The following is a 17,851-nucleotide window of genomic DNA, read 5'->3' as shown; positions in this document are numbered from 1 at the left end:
CGGCTACTGCAGGGACTTCTTGAGGGCGGCGACTTCGTCGTCGGCCTCGTGTGCGGCCTCGGAGGGGGAGATCTGTCCGCTGGTCATCGCGCCGATGGCCTTCGGCACGGGGAGTTCGCCGTTGGTCGCGCCGACGAGGGCCCCTTCGCCCTGGGTGATGCCCCAGCGCCGCATGTTGCTGACGCCGTCGGCGAGTTGGTTGAGCAGCTCCTCGGGAAACACCTGGTCGAAGGGCTTTCGGGTGTCGACGCCGATGTCGCTGTGCCGCCAGGCGTCGAGGTAGAGATCGGGCTGGGCGGCCGTGCCGTGGCGGACGGGGATCTTGCCCTCGGGAGCCATGCCGATCCAGGTCTCGTAGCCCGGGCCCATCATGTACTCGATGAACTGGCGGGAGGCGGCCGTCTCGGCCGTCTTGGTGGTCACCCATGAGGTGATCTCGCCGAACTGGGCCGCCTGCGCGGCGTCGGGGCCCTTCAGCGCCGTGACGATGCCGCTGTTGCGGGACAGGTACTGCGGGTCCTGCTTGCACTGGGGGCAGCTGGGCAGGGCGTCCTTGCGCAGTCCCGCGAGTTCGTCCAGCAGGAACGACGACCAGATGATCATGGAGGACCGGCCGGCGAAGTAGGTCGCGCGGGTGGAGTCCACGGTCTGGGTTCCCGGGGCGCCGTAGGTACGGGCGAGCTGGTCGTAGGTGTGGAACGCGGTCTGGCACTGCGGGGATTCGAGGGCGACCTCGTGGTGGTCGTCGACGAGCTGGCAGTCGTTTGCGAGGGCGACGCTCTCGAAGCTCTGCGAGGTGAACGCGTCACCCGGGTCGGTGGCCGCCGACATGCCGTCGTTGCCCTTGGCGGTGAGTGCCTTGGCGGCGGTCAGGGCGCGTTCGTAGGTGTCGGGCGCCGCCAGCTGCTTCTGGTCGAACTGGTCCTTGCGATAGACCAGCAGCTGGAGCCACGCGTCGGAAGGCACACCGAGGCTGGTGTCCTTGTCGGAGGTCAGGTCGAGCGCGTTGGCGTTGAAGGTGCCGCGGCCCAGCTCACCGATGATCTTCTTGGGGATGTCCGTGTTGAGCAGCCCATTGGTGTACATCTGCCAGACCTGGCCCATCGGGGCCGCGCCTATGACGTCGGGCAGCTTGCCTGCGGCCGCGGCCGACATGATCAGTTGAGGCATCTGGCCCTCGTCGACCCCGACGAGATGGACCTTGATCCCCGTCTTTTTCTCGAACCCGTCGATCGCCTTCTGCGTTGCCGCGATGCGATCAGGGAGGTTCTCCTGTGACCAGACCGTTATCTCTCGGTCCGGTTTGCCGGGCCCGGTGCTGCTGGAACAGCCCGTGAGCAGCCCGAGTCCCAGGGCTGCTGTGACGCCGACCGCGGTCGTCCTCGACCGCAGGGTCATGGTGCGCATTGCGTGTCCTTGTTCCGGCTTACGTCTACTGGGCACGCATCTCAGCATCAGTTTTGCGTGTTGACAAGACATAAGTTGGAGATATTGTCGACGCAACTCACCACCGCACCACTTCCGGAGCCATCCGTGGAACGCGTCGTTCAATTCACCGGCCCTCGCCAGGTGGAGGTCGCCGAGCACGTCCGAGCCGAGCTGCCGCCGGGCCACCTCAGAGTCCGCACCCGCTACTCGGGCATCTCCGCCGGTACCGAGCTCACCGCCTACCGGGGGACCAACCCCTACCTGACGCGCACCTGGGATCCCGAAGCCCGGCTCTTCCGGGAGGGCGCGGCCGGCATCGAGTACCCGGTGGCCGGCTGGGGCTACTCCGAGGTCGGCGAGGTCGTCGAGATCGCCCCTGACCTGGCCGACACCCCGGGGCTGCCGCGCCCCGGCGACCTGGTGTGGGGCATCTGGGGACACCGCAGCGAGGGCATCGTCCCCGCCGAGCGCATGACCGGCCACACCCTGCCGGCCGGGCTCGAGCCCCTGGCGGGCGCCTTCGCCCGGGTCGGTGCCATCGCCTACAACGCCGTCCTGGCCGGCGACATCCACCTCGGCGAGGATGTGGCCGTGTTCGGGCAGGGCGTCATCGGCCTGCTCGCCACCCGGCTCGCGCAGCTCAACGGCGCCCGTGTGACGGCCGTCGACGCACTGGACGGCCGCCTGGAGACCGCAAAGCGGTATGGCGCACATCACACGCTCAACGCACGTACCGACGCGGTCGCCGAACGCATCCGCGAGGCCACCGCCGGACTCGGCGCCGACCTCGCCATCGAGATCAGCGGCGCCTACCCGGCCCTGCACGACGCCCTGCGCTCGGTCGCCGTCGGTGGCCGGGTCGTCGCCTCCGGCTTCTACCAGGGCGACGGCATCGGACTGCGGCTGGGGGACGAGTTCCACCACAACCGCGTTCAGCTCATCTGCTCCCAGATCGGCGGCGTCCCACCGCAGCTGTCCCACCGCTGGAGCGTCGAGCGCCTTCAGCAGACCTTCCTCCGGCTGGTCGCCGAGGGGCAGGTCGACGTCGCCTCCCTGGTCAGCCACGTCATCCCGGCCGCCGACGCGGCCGACGCCTATGTGCTGCTCGACGAGCGCCCTGCCGAGGCGCTGCAGGTCGTCCTGGAATTCTGAAAGGCCCCACCATGCTCAAGACCGCCGTTCAGGAGCAACTCCTGCCCGGAGAAACCCTGCAGGCCAAGTGGGACTTCGCCCAAGCGGCCGGCTACGACGCCATCGAACTGCGGGGCAAGGGCGATCTGCACTTCGCCTCCCGCCTCGACGAGTTGAAGCGGGCGGCGAAGGACGGCGTGGTCATGCCCACCGTCTGCGTCGACATGCTGCACTTCTTCGGCGCCTTCGACACCGCCCTGCGCGCCGACGCCATCACCCAGATGAAGTCCCAGCTCACCGTGATCGCCGAGATCGGCGGACTGGGCGCCCAGACGCCCGCCTCCTACGGCATGTTCTCGCGCCGTCTGCCGCCCTTCGAGCCGCCGCGCAGCGAGGAGGAGGACCGCGAGATCCTCCTTGCCGGCCTGACCGAACTGGGGGAGCACGCACGCAGGGAAGGCGTGACGCTCTTCCTCGAACCGCTCAACCGGTACGAGGACCACATGGTCAACCGCCTGGAACAGGCGGCCGACCTGATACGCAGCACCGGACTCGACTCCGTCAAGATCGGGATCGACAGCTACCACATGAACATCGAGGAGAGCGACCCCGCCGCCGCGATCCTCGCCCACGCCGACCTCATCGGCCATGCCCAGGTCTCCGACTCCAACCGCTTCCAGCCCGGCGCCGGACACCTCGACTGGCCCGCCTGGCTCGCCGCCCTGCACACCATCGGTTACGACGGGTACCTCGCCGCCGAATGCCGTCTCACCGGCGACCCCGTCGCGGCCGTCCGCTCCATCCCCGCCTTCCTGCAGAGGTCCGGCGCGTGAACTCCCTCCTGGACCGGCCCGTGTCCACCGCGTCCGCGGCCCTGACACTGCGGCGCGGTGCGGCACGGGTCCTTATCGAGAACTGGACCGGCACCTCCACCGTTCCCTCCCGCACCCTCTACCCCCATCAGTGGAGCTGGGACTCCGCCTTCATCGCCATCGGACTGCGCCACCTCTCCGCGCGCCGGGCCCAGCAGGAACTCGAGTCCCTGCTGGCCGGCCAGTGGGCCGACGGACGCATCCCGCACATCGTCTTCAACCCCGCCCTGCCGCACGACGCCTACTTCCCGAGCCCCGACTTCTGGCAGTCCTCGCGCTCGGGCCGAACCGCCGGCGCCCCGGCCACGCCGGAGACCTCGGGCATTGTCCAGCCTCCCGTGCACGCGCTGGCCGCCTGGCTCACGCACCAGGCGGACCCGCGGGAATCTCGCCGGCGCAGATTCCTCAGCCGCGCCTATCCACGGCTCGCCGCCTGGCACGACTACCTCCTCGCTCGCCGCGACCTCGGCGGCGCGGGGCTGGCAGCCGTCGTCCACCCGTGGGAGCCGGGCATGGACAACAGCCCCTGCTGGGACCGGGCCCTGCGCCGCGTGCAACCCGCCGCGCCCGAGGCCTTCCGCCGCGCCGACCTCAACCACGGCCACCCCGCCGACCGGCCCACCGACCTGGACTACGCCCGCTATGTCCGGCTGGCGACCGACTACCGCGAGGCCGGCTACGACGACCGCGCGCTGCGGCACGGCTTCGCCATGGAAGACCCCTGCTTCAACGCCCTGCTCATCGTCAGCGAGCACGCCCTAGCCGCCATGGCCCACGAACTCGGCGTCGACGGCGCCTCCCACACCGCGCGCGCCGAGGAACTGACCGGCCACTTGATGGCGCGCCTGTGGGACGACGAGGCCGGCATGTTCCGTGCCCGCGACCTGACCACCGACACCCTGGTCGACGAGCGCAGTGTCACCGGCCTGGTCCCCCTCGTCGTGCCCGGCCTGCCGCACGACATCGTCAGGCGGCTGCAGGACACCCTCGACGGACCGCACTTCAGCGCGCCTGCCACCCGGCTGATCCCCAGCTACGACCTGACCGGTCATGCTTTCGACGCCCAGCGCTACTGGCGCGGCCCGGCCTGGTTCAACACGGCCTGGCTGATCCACCGCGGGCTGCGCACCCACGGCCTCCACCCCGACGCCGAACGGCTCCAGCAGGGCTTTCTCGCCGAAGCCGGGCGTTCGGAGTTCGCCGAGTACGTCGACCCGACCACCGGCGCCGCCCGGGGCGCCCGGCACTTCTCCTGGACCGCCGCCCTCGCACTGGATCTGCTGTGCGCCGACCCGAAGGAGCCCCAGCCATGACCGCGGGCGACCACGCCGTGCAGCTGGTGCGCGACGCCACCTTCGCCCGCCTCGATGCCGGCGCGGGCATCAGCGGCATCCGCGGGACCACACCCGACGGACTGTTCCTGAAGGACGCACGCCATCTCAGCCGCTGGCAGCTCACCGTCGACGGCAGGAGTCCCGTCGCTTTGGTGCCGGCCGAGGCGACGACGGACGACACGGCCGAGTGCGTCCTCACCCCGCGGGGCACACGGGACAATCCCCCCGCCTACACCGTCTTCCGCAGGCAGACCCTCACCGCGGGCACGCTCACCGAACATCTCCGGCTGGTCAGCAACCTTCCCCACCCGGTCACGGCCCGCATCGATCTCACCGTCGACGCCGACTTCGCCGACCTGTTCGAACTGCGGGCCGACGACCGCCACTACTCCAAGCAAGACGCCCGGTACACAACCCGCACGACGTCCGACGGCCTGCACTTCGACTACCACCGGGCCGACTGGCACTCCCGCACCACGCTCACCTGCCGCCCCGCCCCGGACGCCGTCGACACCCGGCAGGGCGCCGCACCGTCCACCGCGCGGACCCTGACCTGGCATCTCCCGCTCGACGAACACGGCGAGAGCGAACTCCAACTGACCGTCCGCGCCCAGCCGCACGGACTGCCGTACGAGCCGCCTGGCGCTCCGCACCCCCCTCGGCAGGCACCGACGGCGACCGACGATCTGAGTCGTACCTGCGAGCGAGGCCTCGCCGACATCGATCTGCTGACCATCCCGGTGACGGGCGTGGACGGTGACCCGGTGCACGTACCCGCCGCCGGAATTCCTTGGTTCCTCACCCTGTTCGGCCGCGACTCCCTGCTCACCTCCTACTTCCTGCTGCCCTACCGACCGGACGCGGCCGCCGCGACACTTAGCGCCCTCGCCGCCACACAGGGGCAGCGCCACGACGCCTTCAGCGGCGAACAGCCCGGACGCATCGTCCACGAGACGCGCCACGGCGAACTCGCGCACTTCCGTCAGATCCCCTACGGCCGGTACTACGGCGCCGTCGACGCCACACCGCTGTTCCTCGTCCTGCTGCACGCCCACTACGAGACGACCGGCGACAGCAGCCTTGCCACGCGCCTTGAGGACCACGCACGGCGGGCCGTTGAGTGGATGCTCACCGACGGCGGCCTGGAGCAACACGGCTACCTCGTCTACACCCCCGATCCCGGCGGACTGGTCAATCAGAACTGGAAAGACTCCGCAGGCGCCATCTGCTTCACGGACGGCACCCAGGCAAAGGGCCCCATCGCCGTCTCGGAAGCCCAGGGCTACGCCTACGACGCACTCCGGCGCACAGCGGAACTCGCCCATGAGGTCTGGCAGGACGAGGCCTGCGCCACCCGTCTGCGCAACGTGGCCGCCCGACTGCGCAGCCGCTTCACCACCGACTTCTGGATGCCGGAAGCCGACTTCCCCGCTCTGGCCCTGGACGGCGACGGACACCAAGTCGACGCCCTGGCCTCGGATGCGGGCCACCTGCTGTGGTCCGGCATCCTCGACGCCGAGCACGCCCGCCGGGTCGGCCGCCGCCTGCTGGCACCGGACTTCTTCTCCGGCTGGGCGATCCGCACCCTGGCCTCGGGACAGCAGCCGTACCACCCCCTCTCCTACCACCGCGGCAGCGCCTGGCCCCACGACAACGCCGTCATCACTCTGGGCCTTGCCCGCTACGGGCTCACCGACGAGGTCGACACCGTCACCGAAGGCCTCATCGCGGCAGCGGCCCACCACGGCCACCGACTGCCGGAGGTCATCGCCGGCTACGGCCGATCCGCCACCAAGGGCCCTGTTCCCTACCCCCATTCCTGCTCGCCCCAGGCCTGGGCGGCGGCCACACCCCTGGCCCTGCACACAGCACGGCAACAGGTACGGAACGAACACCGGACCTGAACTCCGGCGCCCGGAGCCGTAAGGCTGCCGACACCACACACAAGGGCGGGACGGCAAGGCCGGATACAGGAGCAGGACCCCTGACCGCACCGGCAACTCCCGGCCCAGCGAAGCCACCGACCAAAGGACTGCCCCTATGGAATACCGTCATCTCGGCCGCAGTGGCCTGATCATCAGCGAGATCGCTTACGGGAACTGGCTCACTCATGGTTCGCAGGTGGAGGCCGATGCGGCTGTCGCGTGTGTGCGTGCCGCGCTGGAGACGGGCATCACTACGTTCGACACTGCGGATGTCTATGCCGGGACGCGGGCCGAGGCGGTTTTGGGTGATGCGCTGAAGGGTGAGCGCCGCGAGGGTCTGGAGATCTTCACGAAGGTGTACTGGCCGACGGGTCCGGGCCGTAACGACCGGGGGCTGTCGCGCAAGCACATCATGGAGTCGATCGAGGGGTCGTTGCGGCGGCTGCGGACCGACTACGTGGATCTGTATCAGGCGCACCGGTACGACGTGGCGACGCCGTTGGAGGAGACGATGGAGGCGTTCGCCGATGTCGTGCACTCCGGGAAGGCTCACTACATCGGTGTGTCGGAGTGGCCCGCGGAGCAGATCCGGCGGGCTCACGCGCTGGCGCGTGAGCTGCGGATTCCTCTGGTTTCCAACCAGCCGCAGTACAACGCGCTGTGGCGGGTGATCGAGGGCGAGGTGGTGCCTACCTGCGAGGAGCTGGGTATGGGCCAGATCGTGTTCTCGCCGATCGCGCAGGGTGTGCTGACGGGCAAGTACGAGCCGGGTCAGCAGCCGCCGGCGGGTTCGCGGGCCACGGACGACAAGGGTGGCGCCGGCATGATCGCGCGGTGGATGGGTGATGACGTGCTGGCGGCTGTGCAGCAGTTGAAGCCGTTGGCGGCGGAGGCGGATCTGTCGCTTGCGCAGTTGGCCGTGGCGTGGGTGCTGCAGAACTCCAATGTGTCCGCGGCCATCATCGGTGCGTCGCGGCCGGAGCAGGTCCAGGAGAACGCGAAGGCGTCGGGCGTGGTGCTCGAGGCCGATCTGATGGCGCGCATCGAGGAGATCCTCGAGCCGGTCGCGGTCACCGACCCCAAGCGCGTGCACGACAACGTACCGGAGCGCCGTCCCTGAGACAGCGAGGCCCTGGTCGGGCCCCGAGTCGCAAAGTAATGGCGGACGTGGCGACTCGTACATGCCGTGTTCAACGGCAGCGATTACTCAAGGCAGCATGCCTGGATGTGATTTCACCCGAAGAGATCTTCTGAGCTGGTCCGCGGTGGCCGCGGCGGCGCCCTTCGTTGCGACCGCGTTCGACGGCGTCGCCTCGGCCGCGACCGGCGGGGACGACATCTCACCCGCCAACCTCGAGCTGGTCACGCTCACCGAGGACCGAGCCGTCATCACCTGGTACACCGGCTACACCGGCAGCGACGACGGACTGGGCCGCATGGTGCCGGCGCCCGCCGACGGAGAGGTGCGCTGGGGTACCCACCCCGGCCGCCTCACCCGGGTCGCGACCGGCCTGTCAGCCCACACGCCGTACCACTACGTCGAGTTGACCGGCCTGGAGCCGGGCCGGACCTACTACTACCAGGCCACCTCGCACGGCAAGCCGGTCCCTCCGACGGCCTTCACCCTGATCAAGGGCAACGCCGTCGGAACCTCGGACTACGGCCTCGACGGCACGGGTCCCTACAGCTTCACCACGCCCCAACCTCCGCCCGGTCGTTATCTGTTCTCCATCGCGCTGTGCAACGACCTCCACATGGGTGAGACCCAGGCCGGACTCGTCGGCGGCCAGCCGCAGTACATCGGCATCCAGCAGGAACCGGGCCTGCCGCCGTACCCGGAGGTCATGCTGGAGTCCCTGGTGCAGGACGTGACAGCGCTCGGTGCCGACTACCTGCTCGCCGCGGGCGACATCTCCGCCGAAGCCGTGCCCCTCGACCTCAGCCGGGCCCACAAGCTACTGGGCAGGTTCGGCGCCTACCGGGACGACTACTTCGTCACGCGCGGCAACCACGACCGGGCGCACCTGGGCGATCCGTACGTGCACTGCCGCGCCGGGCAGTGGCAGGGCAACGACTGCTTCGCGGACCGGTTCTTCCCCGCCCAGCTGGACCGCACCTACTTCACCCGGACCCTGAACGGACTGCGGGTCATCGGAATCGACACCTACGACAAGCCGGGCAACGGAGGTGACTCCGGGGCCCTTTCACCCGACCAGATGGCCTGGTTCCGCGACCAGCTGCACCGCGACCAGGACCGGCCGACGATCGTCTTCGGCCACCACCCGCTCGTCGTGCAGGACTCGGCGTTCCCCATCACGGCCGGCAACTCGCTGGACTCCACGCAGGCGGCCACGATCCTCGGTGACTACGCCCGCATGCCGGGCCTGTTCCTGCACCACGCGGGCCACACGCATCGCAACAAGCGCACCATCAGCCCGCTGGCGCCGCGTGTCACCCAACAGGAGGTCGCCGCCGCCAAGGAGTACCCGGGCGGGTTCTCCCTGCTGCGCCTGTACACGGGCGGCTACGCGCTCAACTTCTACAAGAGCCGTAGCGAACTGGCCCGTCGGTGGAGCGAGCGCAGCCGCATGGAGATCCTCGGCTACTGGCCGCAGTTCGCCCTCGGCGCGAGCGTCGCCGACCGCAACTCGGTGGTACGCCACGATCTCTCCGGCCTGCGTCCCCACCACCGAGGCCACCACACATCGCACGGACACGGTGGCAAGCAGCACATGTCCGCCTGACGCATGGGCGAGGGCCCGCGGTCGCGGGCCCTCGCCGTGCTGCGCATGCGATCGGCACCCACCTGGAAGCACCGCTCCACCGTCTCGCCCACGACGTCGAAAGGGTGCGGATCGCCGCGCGGCGGTCCGTTGCGTCAGCCGGCCTCGGAGGAGAAGGGGCCGCCCTCGCCGAACGCGAGCCGCGCGAAGTTCTCGGCGATGCGTCGGTGTCCCGCCGGATCGGGGTGGACCTCGTCGGGCAACGGGAGTTCGGCGTAGTCCGTCTCGCCGTAGAGGCGGCGGCCGTCGAGGTGGTGCAGGTGGGGGTCGTCGACCGCGCGCTGTTCGACGATCCGGGCGAGTGCATCGCGAATCACGTTCAGCGTCAGGCGCCCGGCGGCGCGTTCGGCCGGATCGCCCGTGGCCTTGAACCGCAGGGTCCCGCCCTCGAATTCGGGCGCGAGGGGTCCGGGGGTGTCCTCCTGGACCGGGCACAGGATGGGGGAGACGACCAGTAGGGGCGTGGTGGGATGCCCCTCGCGGATGGTGTCGAGGAAGCCGTGGACTGCGGGGGTGAAGGCGCGCAGGCGCATGGCGTCGGTGTTGACGACATTGATGCCGATCTTGAGGCTGATCAGGTCCGCCGGGGTGTCACGCATCGCGCGGGCGGTGAAGGGGTCGAGCAGCGCACTGCCGCCGAACCCCATGTTGATCAGCTCCACACCGCCCCGGGCCGCGGCCAGCGCCGGCCAAACGGCGGTGGGGTGCGTGGCGTTCGAGCCATGGCTGATGGAACTGCCGTGGTGCAGCCAGACCCTGCGGCCGCCGGCCGGTGCAGGCTCGACCGGGGCATCGGTTCGCAGCGCGACGAGCTCGGTGATCTCCGTGTGCGGCAGCCAGATCTCGACGTCCTTGTCACGTGCCGGGAGGTCGGTGAAGCGGGCGGTGCCGACAGGCCCCTCCTGCAGTTCGAAGGACTGGGTAGCCATGTCGATCAGGTGGACGTTGCCGCCGGTCACCGTGGCCTGGGCGGCGAGGCGGCCGTCGACCAGTAGGTCGTACACGCCGTCCGCCGGGGCAGGGAGACCTCGGTACAGCCGCTTGGTGGGCACTGTGTCCAGTTCGACGGTGGTGGCCCGGGTGCGGAAGACCAGCCGCACACCCGAGGGCTGGGCCTCGGCCATGGCCAGTTGGTCGTCGGGGATCTGCCGGCGAGCACGAGCGGGCAGTCGATGGGGCAGCAGACCGTTTTGCGTCGCTTCGACGTCGAGGAAACCGCGCAGCATGTTCTCGGTGACCGGTGTCGTGATCCAGCCGTGTTGGGTGTTCATTGCCTCAGCCTGTTGATCAAGATGTGTGCAGGGTGCCGCTGCGCCGACGTGCAGCGGGGCGAACGTGTTCGGTGGTGCGGGGCCACCGGTCAGGACGTGGTCCAGTTCCGCAGCAGTGCGTCCAGGGAATCCACCATCCAGTCCCAGGACTCCTTCGGGTCGACGGCCGTGTGGTCGAACCCTCCGGCCATTTCCAGACTGACGTAGCCGTGGAAGACGCTGCCCAGCATCCGGACCGCGTGTGTCTGGTCCGGCTCCGTCAGGTCGTAGCCGCGCAGAATCGCCCGTGTCATCTGCGCGTGCCTGGGACCTGCACTGGCGGCCGCCGTCTCGGGGTCGAGCCTGAGACGGGCGGCGGCGTACCGGCCGGGATGCTCCCGGGCGTAGTCGCGGTAGGCGTCCGCGAAGGCGGCCAGGGCGTCCCTGCCGGCGCGTCCGGCCAGCGCGGAGGCCACCCGGTCGGCGAGTTCCTCCAGGGCGAACAGGGCGATCCTGGTCTTGAGGTCCTGGGAGTTCTTCACGTGCGAGTACAGACTCGCAACCTTGACGTCGAAGCGCCGGGCGAGCGCCGAGACGGTCACCTTGTCGAAGCCGACCTCGTCGGCCAGTTCCGCTCCCGCCCGGGTCAGTCGCTCCGGGGTCAGGCCTACTCGAACCATAACACCTCTCCCTTCTGGCGACAACTATTATGCATTTGCCTAAAAGCTTTAGGCAAATTAGCCTGCCGCTCATGAACCCGCTGACCGAGCAAGAGATCCGAGCCGCCTTCGTGAACTGCTCCAAGGGTGAGGCGAAGCGGCTCTCCGTACCCCGTGACCTGGCCGAGCGGCCCTGGGACGACCTGGACTTTCTCGGCTGGCGCGACCCTCGGGCTCCCGACCGGGCCTGTCTCGCCGTCGAACTCGACGGCCGGCCGGTGGCGCTCACGCTGCGCAGCCCGGCCGTCACGCCCGGGACGCGCCGCAGCATGTGCTCCATCTGCATGACCACGCACACGGGAGGCGTGTCCCTGATGGTCGCCGCGAAGGCGGGCAAGGCCGGGCAGCAGGGCAACTCCGTGGGGGCCTACATATGCAGCGACCTCGCCTGTTCGCTGTATGTACGGGGCAAGAAGGACGCGGGCATCGGCGCCCGGCTCCACGAGTCGCTCACACTGGAGGAGAAGATCGAGCGGACCGTCGCCAACCTCGCCGCGTTCATCGCCCAGGTCACCGCCTGAGGCACTCGGTTGATCGTCGGGTGCGGAGCCGGTGTGTGCGGGTCCTTCGCCAAGCCGAAGGGCCCGCACACGAGTTCAAGGCGGGGCACGGTCGGCGTCCCATGAGAGCCATGGTGGCTCATGTCCCGGCGCCCGGCACCGCAGCGGACTCCGGCCGCCGGCCTGAGACCTGTGTGGTACGACGGCACTTGAGTCGGGACCGTGTGACTCCGCTCATGAGGTGGGTGTCACAAATGGCCTGACCCCGCGGTCATCTTTCCGGACAGGGCCGAGAGACGGGAGTGGTTGTGGAGATCGCAGTTGCCGGCGGGACCGGGGTGGCCGGACGGCTCGTGGTGGAGGTGCTTCAGGCCCGCGGACATGCGCCCGTGGTGCTGTCGCGTGGTGCGGGTGTCGATCTGCTGAGCGGGTCCGGGCTGGATGCGGCGCTGGCCGGAGCGGAAGCGGTGATCGATGTCAGCAACGTGATGACCATGCGCAAGTCGGTGTCGGTGGGCTTCTTCGACACGGCGGGACGGCACCTCGTGGAGGCGGCGGAGCGTGCCGGGGTGCGGCACCTCGTGACCCTGTCGATCGTGGGGGTCGATCGGGTCAAGAGCGCCTACTACGCCGGCAAGTTGCGGCAGGAGGAGATCGTCCGGGGCGGGGCTGTGCCCTGGACCGTGCTGCGCACCACGCAGTTCCACGAGTTCGCGGGACAGATGCTGAACAGCGTGCCCGGGCCGATCGCGACGGTGCCGACGGGACGGGTCCAGCCCATCGCCGTACGGGAAGTCGCCGAAGCCCTCGCCGACATCGCCCCTCGGGCACCGCAGGCGATGGCCCCCGAGCTCGCCGGGCCGCAGACCGAGTCGCTGGTCGACATGGCCCGGCGCCTCATCGCCGCGGGCGGCGCGCGCCGACGCCCGGTCCTCCCGCTGTACTTCCCCGGCGGGATGAGCAGCGGCGGCCTGCTTCCGACCGGCACCGGCCCCCGTGGCACCCAGACGTTCGCCGATTGGCTCAGCGAGAAGATCCCCGCGACGTCGGCATGACGCAGGCCGTGCCGGCCAAACGACCTGCCGCCTGTCTGCCGGTCGGGACGACCGGGCACAGATCGTGGGACGGTTACCGGGATGCCGCAGGCGCTGGTGGCATGGGCCGTTGCTGTTTGCCGCCCGATCGGCGGCGAGATCGGCGGCCCTTGTGCGCGGACGGTCCGGTCCGATGCGCGGGATACGGAACGTTGCCAGTACCGCTTGGTACGACGTGCCGTCCGCCCGTGGTCCGCCCGTGACGAGGGGCGATCACGGGCGGACCAGGGATGTCGGCACTCAGGTGGAGCCTGCTCGTACACACCCATGCCGGGGCGACCGGGGAGCGGACAGCCGGACGGTCACAAGAGTGAGCGGGCCTCAGTCACCGGTCGCGCCGTCGAGCATCTCGCGCAGGATGTCCAAGTGGCCGTTGTGCCGGGCCGTCTCCTCGGTGAGGTGGAGGAGGATCCAGCGCAGGTCGAAGTGCACGCCGTCGCGGCCGGCACGTTTGGCCTTGGTGTCCAGGCTGTTCCCGTCGACCAGTTCGCGGTAGCGGGCGCTCTGTTCCGCGTACTCGTCGAGCAGCTGCGTGAGCGGGAAGTCGACGGCGATCCGCATCTCGCGGTCGGGGTCCTCTTCGGTCCAGGGCCCGTCGTCCTCCTCGCCGAGGAAGACGACTTGGAACCAGTAGTACTCGACCCAGCGGAGGTGGTTGATCAGTCCGCTCAAGGTCATCAGCGGTGAGCCCGGCAGGAGCGCCTTGCGGGCGTTCTCCTCGGAGACGCCCTCGCACTTGATGCGGGCGGTGTCACGTGCGTAGTCGAGGAACGTGGTGAGCTGGCTGCGTTCGTCCCAAGCGGGAGGCATGTCATCGATTCTGGTCATCGTGCGTAGCATCCACGATCCCCCTGACCGCTGTCGACGCATTTGCCGGCGACGACCCCGGTCTTGGGACCCGGTGGCCGCCACAGATGCTGTGAGGGATCTTGTTCGTGCTGTGCGCCGGGATCCGCCAGGAGTTCCGCGACGGCATTCACCACGCGTTCGTCACCCTCGGCTGCGCCGTCATCTGACGGTGACGACTGGGCACCGCACTTTGTTGAGGCAAGGGCGGGCGATCGCCCCAGGGGATTGGCCTGCTTGATGCGTCAGAACGCACTCACAGCAGTCGGGCCCGCGCAGCCTCACATCCGGGATCTCAGCACGTCGACCTCACAGCCCGGCGCAAACGGGTCGAAGCCGTGCTCGATCAGCCAGCGAACCACCAGCAGGCTTCGCAACGACCACCACGCGTGGATCACGTCGAGGTCGACATCGGTGCCATAGCCGGCGATGACGTCGTCGAGGTGCTCCTCGTGTCCGAGCGTGAAGGTGGCGAGGTCGTGCAGGGCATCACCCTGGCCCGCCTCGGACCAGTCGATGATGCCGCTGACCTCGCCGCCGTCGACAAAGACGTGCGCGATCTGCAGGTCGCCGTGAGTGAACACCGGAGCCCACGGCCGGAGCGCGGCCTCCGCGACCCGGCGGTTGCGGGTGACCAGGTCGGCGGGCAGGACGCCATTGGTGACGAGCGACTCGCACTCGGCGTCGAGTTCCGCCGCCAGCGCGACGATGCTCCGCCCGGCCCCGCCGGTCCGGGGCGGCAGCGGCGCGTCGTGCAGCTTCCGGATGGTGGCGCCCGCCGCGGCCCACGCCGCCGGTGACCCGGTCGACGGCCCGCCGAGGCGTCCGAGCGTCGTCCCCGGGACCGCGGCGAGCGCGAGCACGGGCGGTTTGCGCCAGAGGACCTTCGGGGTCGGGACCGGCGCGAGGGACATCGCCTCCACCTCGACGTCGATGTGCGCCTGATCGGCGTCCACCTTCAGGAACACGTCGCCGACGCGCAGGGTCGCGCGCTCGGAATGGGCGACGACGACTTCGACCTCATCCATGGGCGACCAGTATCCCGGCGACAATCGCCGACGTCGCCGGGTTTGTCACGTGGGATTACGCGGCTGACCACGTCCTGCCCCCCGCGGCCTCGTGCACGACACCGACCTCCGACCAGGTCGAGCCCACCACCTTCGGCAGGAGTTCAGTCCGCCCCGGCCCGGTTGAGGGTCGTCCGATCCGGGGGAGACGCGCCTGCCGCTCGCTCCCGCGTCTCTTCAGTGCGGTGCGTTGACCGCGCTTTCGTCGTCGTCCTGCTGGGACCGGGGCGTTCGGTACTGGAGCAGCAGTACCGAACGCACCGGGCCTTCCGGCGCGGCGTAACCGTGGGGGATCGAGGCGTCGAAGGCGATGTAGTCGCCGGGGCCGAGACGGGTGAGGTGTCCGTCGACCTCCACGTCGAGTCGGCCGGACTGGACGATGGTGTGCTCGGTTCCCGCGTGACCGAGAGAGGCCTGTCGGCCGTCGGTTCGTACCTGCTGGTCGTACACCTCGACGATCAGCCCGCCCGTCTGTATCCGGCGCAGCGGCCGCAGGTCGACGCCTTCGCCGCTCAGGACCTCGGTGTCGGCGGCCCGGACCACGGTGACGCTGCCCGAGGGATCGGTCTCGAGCAGGTCGGAGATCGGCAGGTCCAGAGCTCGGGAGAGGCTGAACACCGTTTCGATCGTCGGGTTTCCGGTGGCCGACTCCAGTTGCGACAGCGTCGCCTTGCCGATCCGGGAGAGCCGGGACAGTTCGCTGAGGGACAGCCCGCGGCGGTTCCGCTCACGCCTGAGGTTGGCGGCCAGGGTCTGTCTGACCGAGCTGCTCGGGGTCATCACACGATCTCCTGCGGGGCGGGTGCTTTCGCCTCAGCGTACGGGGTCCGCGCCTGCCTTTGACGGCCGTTGGCGGCCGAGGACTTGAGGGAGAGAGGCCGAGGGCCGGGCGCCGTCGCGACGCCGGTCCTCGGCCGATACGGTCGCCGGGAGTGCTCCCGGCGACCGGATTCTCAGCGGTGTACGGTGCAGTTCGCCTGTGCCGTCTTGTGCGGATCACTCTCGGAGCGTGCGGTCAGGGTCACCTTGGAGTGGTTCGCCGCGCCCTTGCTGGCAGCCACGGCGACGTTGACCGTGGTGCGTTCGCCGACCTTGGCGGTGGCCAGAGCATTGGGCACCTCGGCCCGCCACCCCGCTCCCTGGGCCGTCGCGGAGAGCCGGTAGACGTCCGCATCCCGGTACGCGGCCGACTTGTCCGTCGCGCCGCTGGAGCCGTATCCGGTGTTGGCCAGCTGGAAGGTGCAGACGGCACCCCGGCGTTGGGCGTCACCGGCCGAGCTGCCGTGGCTGAGTGCCACGCCGCGGGTCTGCGGGCCCGATCCGTCCAGCGACCGTACGGCCACGGTGTAGGAGAGCTCACCGGCGGGATCGGTCTTCATGTTGATGACGTAGAACTTGAGCCGGTTGGCCGTGTCCGTGTACTCGTAGGCGCTGCCGGAGCCGGTCCCCGCATGGAACAGGCCGTCGTTGAGCTGACGGTAGTCACCGATCGAGCGCATCACCTTGGTACCGTCCGGCCGGGTGAAGTCGACCATGTTGATGTCCTGGGGATTGGCGTCGATCATCCAGCTGAAGCACAGGTAACCGCAGCTGGCGCCCTCGTCGTCGAACGGCTTGTTCTTCGTGAGCATCACCCCGTGATCGGGGGTGAAGGAGTCCGCGCCGATCCGCTGCACCGTCTCGATGGTGTAGTCGGTGAAGCCGGGGCCGGAGCAGAACGGATCCGTATTGACGTCGCATGCCGGGGTCTTGTCCGTGCCCAAGTCGATCTCGACACCCTGCAGTTGGTTCTTCTTCACCTTCGCCGACCGGGCGCGGACGTCGAACACGGCCAGACCATGGTCGGCGAGTGCCTGCGGCGACAGCGTCAGCAGTTGGTCGTCGTCGAGGAAGCCGAGCTTGGTCTTGGTCCGCACGGTCTGGCCGGCGGGCATCGAGGCGCCCTGGGTTGCCGGGACCTGCCAGCGGTTGTGCGGTCCGCCCGGCCCGTTGAAGGAGCCGCGGTCGAGCACGTCGAAGGGGCCGGTGCCCACCCGGTGGTAGGGCTCGACGTATGGATTGTTGTTGTTGTCACCGATACCGAAGGTATGGGTGATCTCGTGTGTGATGGTTCCCGAGCTCTCCCCTTGCCGGATACCGGAGTTGCCCCACAGTTGCGATCCGGCCTTCCACGAGGTGAAGCCGGTGTACCGGCTGCGCACGGCGTTGGGAAGGTCCGGATCGGGCGGTCCCCATTCATCGGGCACGTCCTGCGGGGTCTGGAACTTCATCTCGCCGAACTCCTGCCAGACGGACGTCTCGTCGTAACCGGCGTAGATACGCATCACGCGGTCGAAGGTCTTCGCCTCGTCGGCCCCCACGTCCTGCTTCCACACGGGGTCGATGTCCTTCTCGATGCTGCCGTCGCAGGTGTGTCCGCTCGGGCAGCCCTCCCGCTCCTGGCCGATGTCGTTCAGCCCGTACTCGTACGACGGCCGGGGAGCCCGGTACGGTCCGAAGGGAACGAACTCGACGCCGATACGGCCGCCGGTCTGCTCCATCCAGTACTCGTTCACGGTGTGGCCGTGGTTCAGCGCGCTGGGCTTGTTGTAGAAATCCGCGTAGAACCCGGGGATGTCGTCGCGGGATACGGGGTCGATCTGCGGGTTGCCGAAAGGGTCGCTCTTTTTCGGCATAGTCATGACAAATGGCTGGTCCGGGAAATCGACCGCGACCAACGCTATGCGCAACTTCTTCTGGGTCGGCTGGAGTTGGGGATCCGCCCAGTTCGTACCCGGAACCTTTTTATAGTCGCTCCAGGTCATGTCCTGTTGGTCCTGGGGGTGTTGCGGATCGATGGGCGCGAACGGATCCGAGATGTGCGCCGCGGCGGGCGGAGGGCCTGCGGGGCCGGCGGGCGCCG

At 69.2% G+C, this 17,851-nt stretch carries 15 protein-coding genes; 8 read left to right on the top strand and 7 right to left on the bottom strand.

Annotation, left to right across the window (positions count from 1 at the left end):
• Positions 1–3: 3 nt before the first annotated feature.
• On the bottom strand, positions 4–1,407 hold the full coding sequence (locus tag RCR19_RS01495) for an extracellular solute-binding protein (RefSeq protein ID WP_331263351.1): 1,404 nt from the start codon (positions 1,405–1,407) through the stop codon (positions 4–6).
• 126 nt (positions 1,408–1,533) lie between these two features.
• Here RCR19_RS01495 and RCR19_RS01490 point away from each other — a divergent pair, with 126 nt between their 5' ends.
• From RCR19_RS01490 to RCR19_RS01465, 6 genes are all read left to right on the top strand, one after another.
• Positions 1,534–2,580 carry a zinc-binding alcohol dehydrogenase gene (locus RCR19_RS01490; RefSeq protein WP_331263350.1) on the top strand — a complete coding sequence of 349 codons (1,047 nt, stop codon included), beginning with the start codon at positions 1,534–1,536 and terminating at the stop codon, positions 2,578–2,580.
• Positions 2,581–2,591: 11 nt separating this feature from the next.
• On the top strand, positions 2,592–3,392 hold the full coding sequence (locus RCR19_RS01485; RefSeq protein WP_331263349.1) for a sugar phosphate isomerase/epimerase family protein: 801 nt from the start codon (positions 2,592–2,594) through the stop codon (positions 3,390–3,392).
• Positions 3,389–4,744, top strand: a complete 1,356-nt coding sequence (locus tag RCR19_RS01480; RefSeq protein WP_331263348.1) for a trehalase family glycosidase — start codon at positions 3,389–3,391, stop codon at positions 4,742–4,744. The genes RCR19_RS01485 and RCR19_RS01480 overlap by 4 nt, the downstream gene beginning before the upstream one ends.
• On the top strand, positions 4,741–6,669 hold the full coding sequence (locus tag RCR19_RS01475; RefSeq protein WP_331263347.1) for a glycogen debranching N-terminal domain-containing protein: 1,929 nt from the start codon (positions 4,741–4,743) through the stop codon (positions 6,667–6,669). The genes RCR19_RS01480 and RCR19_RS01475 overlap by 4 nt, the downstream gene beginning before the upstream one ends.
• A gap of 136 nt (positions 6,670–6,805) precedes the next feature.
• Positions 6,806–7,810: an aldo/keto reductase family protein gene (locus tag RCR19_RS01470; protein ID WP_331263346.1), complete on the top strand. Its 1,005-nt coding sequence runs from the start codon at positions 6,806–6,808 to the stop codon at positions 7,808–7,810.
• Positions 7,811–7,907: 97 nt separating this feature from the next.
• A complete protein-coding gene (locus RCR19_RS01465) occupies positions 7,908–9,434 on the top strand; it encodes a metallophosphoesterase family protein (protein WP_331263345.1) in 1,527 nt (508 codons plus the stop codon).
• A 134-nt stretch (positions 9,435–9,568) separates the two neighbouring features.
• Here the strand turns inward: RCR19_RS01465 and RCR19_RS01460 are convergent, their stop codons facing one another.
• Both RCR19_RS01460 and RCR19_RS01455 read right to left on the bottom strand, forming a co-directional pair.
• Entirely contained in the window at positions 9,569–10,744 is a 1,176-nt protein-coding gene (locus RCR19_RS01460) for a GDSL-type esterase/lipase family protein (RefSeq protein ID WP_331263344.1), read from the bottom strand.
• Positions 10,745–10,833: 89 nt separating this feature from the next.
• Positions 10,834–11,403, bottom strand: coding sequence for a WHG domain-containing protein (locus RCR19_RS01455; RefSeq protein WP_331263343.1), 570 nt, complete (start codon positions 11,401–11,403; stop codon positions 10,834–10,836).
• Positions 11,404–11,474: 71 nt separating this feature from the next.
• Here RCR19_RS01455 and RCR19_RS01450 point away from each other — a divergent pair, with 71 nt between their 5' ends.
• Positions 11,475–11,963: an FBP domain-containing protein gene (locus RCR19_RS01450; RefSeq protein WP_331263342.1), complete on the top strand. Its 489-nt coding sequence runs from the start codon at positions 11,475–11,477 to the stop codon at positions 11,961–11,963.
• Positions 11,964–12,250: 287 nt separating this feature from the next.
• Positions 12,251–12,997 (top strand): NAD(P)H-binding protein, encoded by a 747-nt coding sequence (locus RCR19_RS01445; RefSeq protein WP_331263341.1) that lies wholly within the window; start codon positions 12,251–12,253, stop codon positions 12,995–12,997.
• Positions 12,998–13,357: 360 nt separating this feature from the next.
• On the opposite strand, the gene RCR19_RS01440 is transcribed toward RCR19_RS01445, so the two are convergent.
• The 4 genes from RCR19_RS01440 to RCR19_RS01425 form a co-directional block, all read right to left on the bottom strand.
• Positions 13,358–13,864, bottom strand: coding sequence for a DinB family protein (locus RCR19_RS01440; protein ID WP_331263340.1), 507 nt, complete (start codon positions 13,862–13,864; stop codon positions 13,358–13,360).
• 299 nt (positions 13,865–14,163) lie between these two features.
• Positions 14,164–14,910, bottom strand: coding sequence for a phosphotransferase (locus RCR19_RS01435; protein WP_331263339.1), 747 nt, complete (start codon positions 14,908–14,910; stop codon positions 14,164–14,166).
• A 216-nt stretch (positions 14,911–15,126) separates the two neighbouring features.
• Positions 15,127–15,729: a helix-turn-helix domain-containing protein gene (locus RCR19_RS01430; RefSeq protein ID WP_331263338.1), complete on the bottom strand. Its 603-nt coding sequence runs from the start codon at positions 15,727–15,729 to the stop codon at positions 15,127–15,129.
• Positions 15,730–15,902: 173 nt separating this feature from the next.
• Positions 15,903–17,630 (bottom strand): peptidase M6, encoded by a 1,728-nt coding sequence (locus tag RCR19_RS01425; RefSeq protein ID WP_331263337.1) that lies wholly within the window; start codon positions 17,628–17,630, stop codon positions 15,903–15,905.
• Between the last annotated feature and the right edge of the window lie 221 nt (positions 17,631–17,851).

Origin of the sequence: Streptomyces sp. WAC07094, from assembly GCF_036320405.1 — a bacterium.
Taxonomy (GTDB): domain Bacteria; phylum Actinomycetota; class Actinomycetes; order Streptomycetales; family Streptomycetaceae; genus Streptomyces; species Streptomyces lannensis.
Note: the sequence above shows the minus strand (reverse complement) of the source record. Positions and strands in the feature narration are given on the sequence as shown.

Coding starts and splice junctions, on each gene's coding strand:
- RCR19_RS01495 (WP_331263351.1), bottom strand. CDS start 1,407: ATGCGCACCATGACCCTGCGGTCGAGGACGACCGCGGTCGGCGTCACA.
- RCR19_RS01485 (WP_331263349.1), top strand. CDS start 2,592: ATGCTCAAGACCGCCGTTCAGGAGCAACTCCTGCCCGGAGAAACCCTG.
- RCR19_RS01475 (WP_331263347.1), top strand. CDS start 4,741: ATGACCGCGGGCGACCACGCCGTGCAGCTGGTGCGCGACGCCACCTTC.
- RCR19_RS01470 (WP_331263346.1), top strand. CDS start 6,806: ATGGAATACCGTCATCTCGGCCGCAGTGGCCTGATCATCAGCGAGATC.
- RCR19_RS01465 (WP_331263345.1), top strand. CDS start 7,908: ATGCCTGGATGTGATTTCACCCGAAGAGATCTTCTGAGCTGGTCCGCG.
- RCR19_RS01460 (WP_331263344.1), bottom strand. CDS start 10,744: ATGAACACCCAACACGGCTGGATCACGACACCGGTCACCGAGAACATG.
- RCR19_RS01455 (WP_331263343.1), bottom strand. CDS start 11,403: ATGGTTCGAGTAGGCCTGACCCCGGAGCGACTGACCCGGGCGGGAGCG.
- RCR19_RS01450 (WP_331263342.1), top strand. CDS start 11,475: ATGAACCCGCTGACCGAGCAAGAGATCCGAGCCGCCTTCGTGAACTGC.
- RCR19_RS01440 (WP_331263340.1), bottom strand. CDS start 13,864: ATGACCAGAATCGATGACATGCCTCCCGCTTGGGACGAACGCAGCCAG.
- RCR19_RS01435 (WP_331263339.1), bottom strand. CDS start 14,910: ATGGATGAGGTCGAAGTCGTCGTCGCCCATTCCGAGCGCGCGACCCTG.
- RCR19_RS01430 (WP_331263338.1), bottom strand. CDS start 15,729: ATGACCCCGAGCAGCTCGGTCAGACAGACCCTGGCCGCCAACCTCAGG.
- RCR19_RS01425 (WP_331263337.1), bottom strand. CDS start 17,630: ATGACTATGCCGAAAAAGAGCGACCCTTTCGGCAACCCGCAGATCGAC.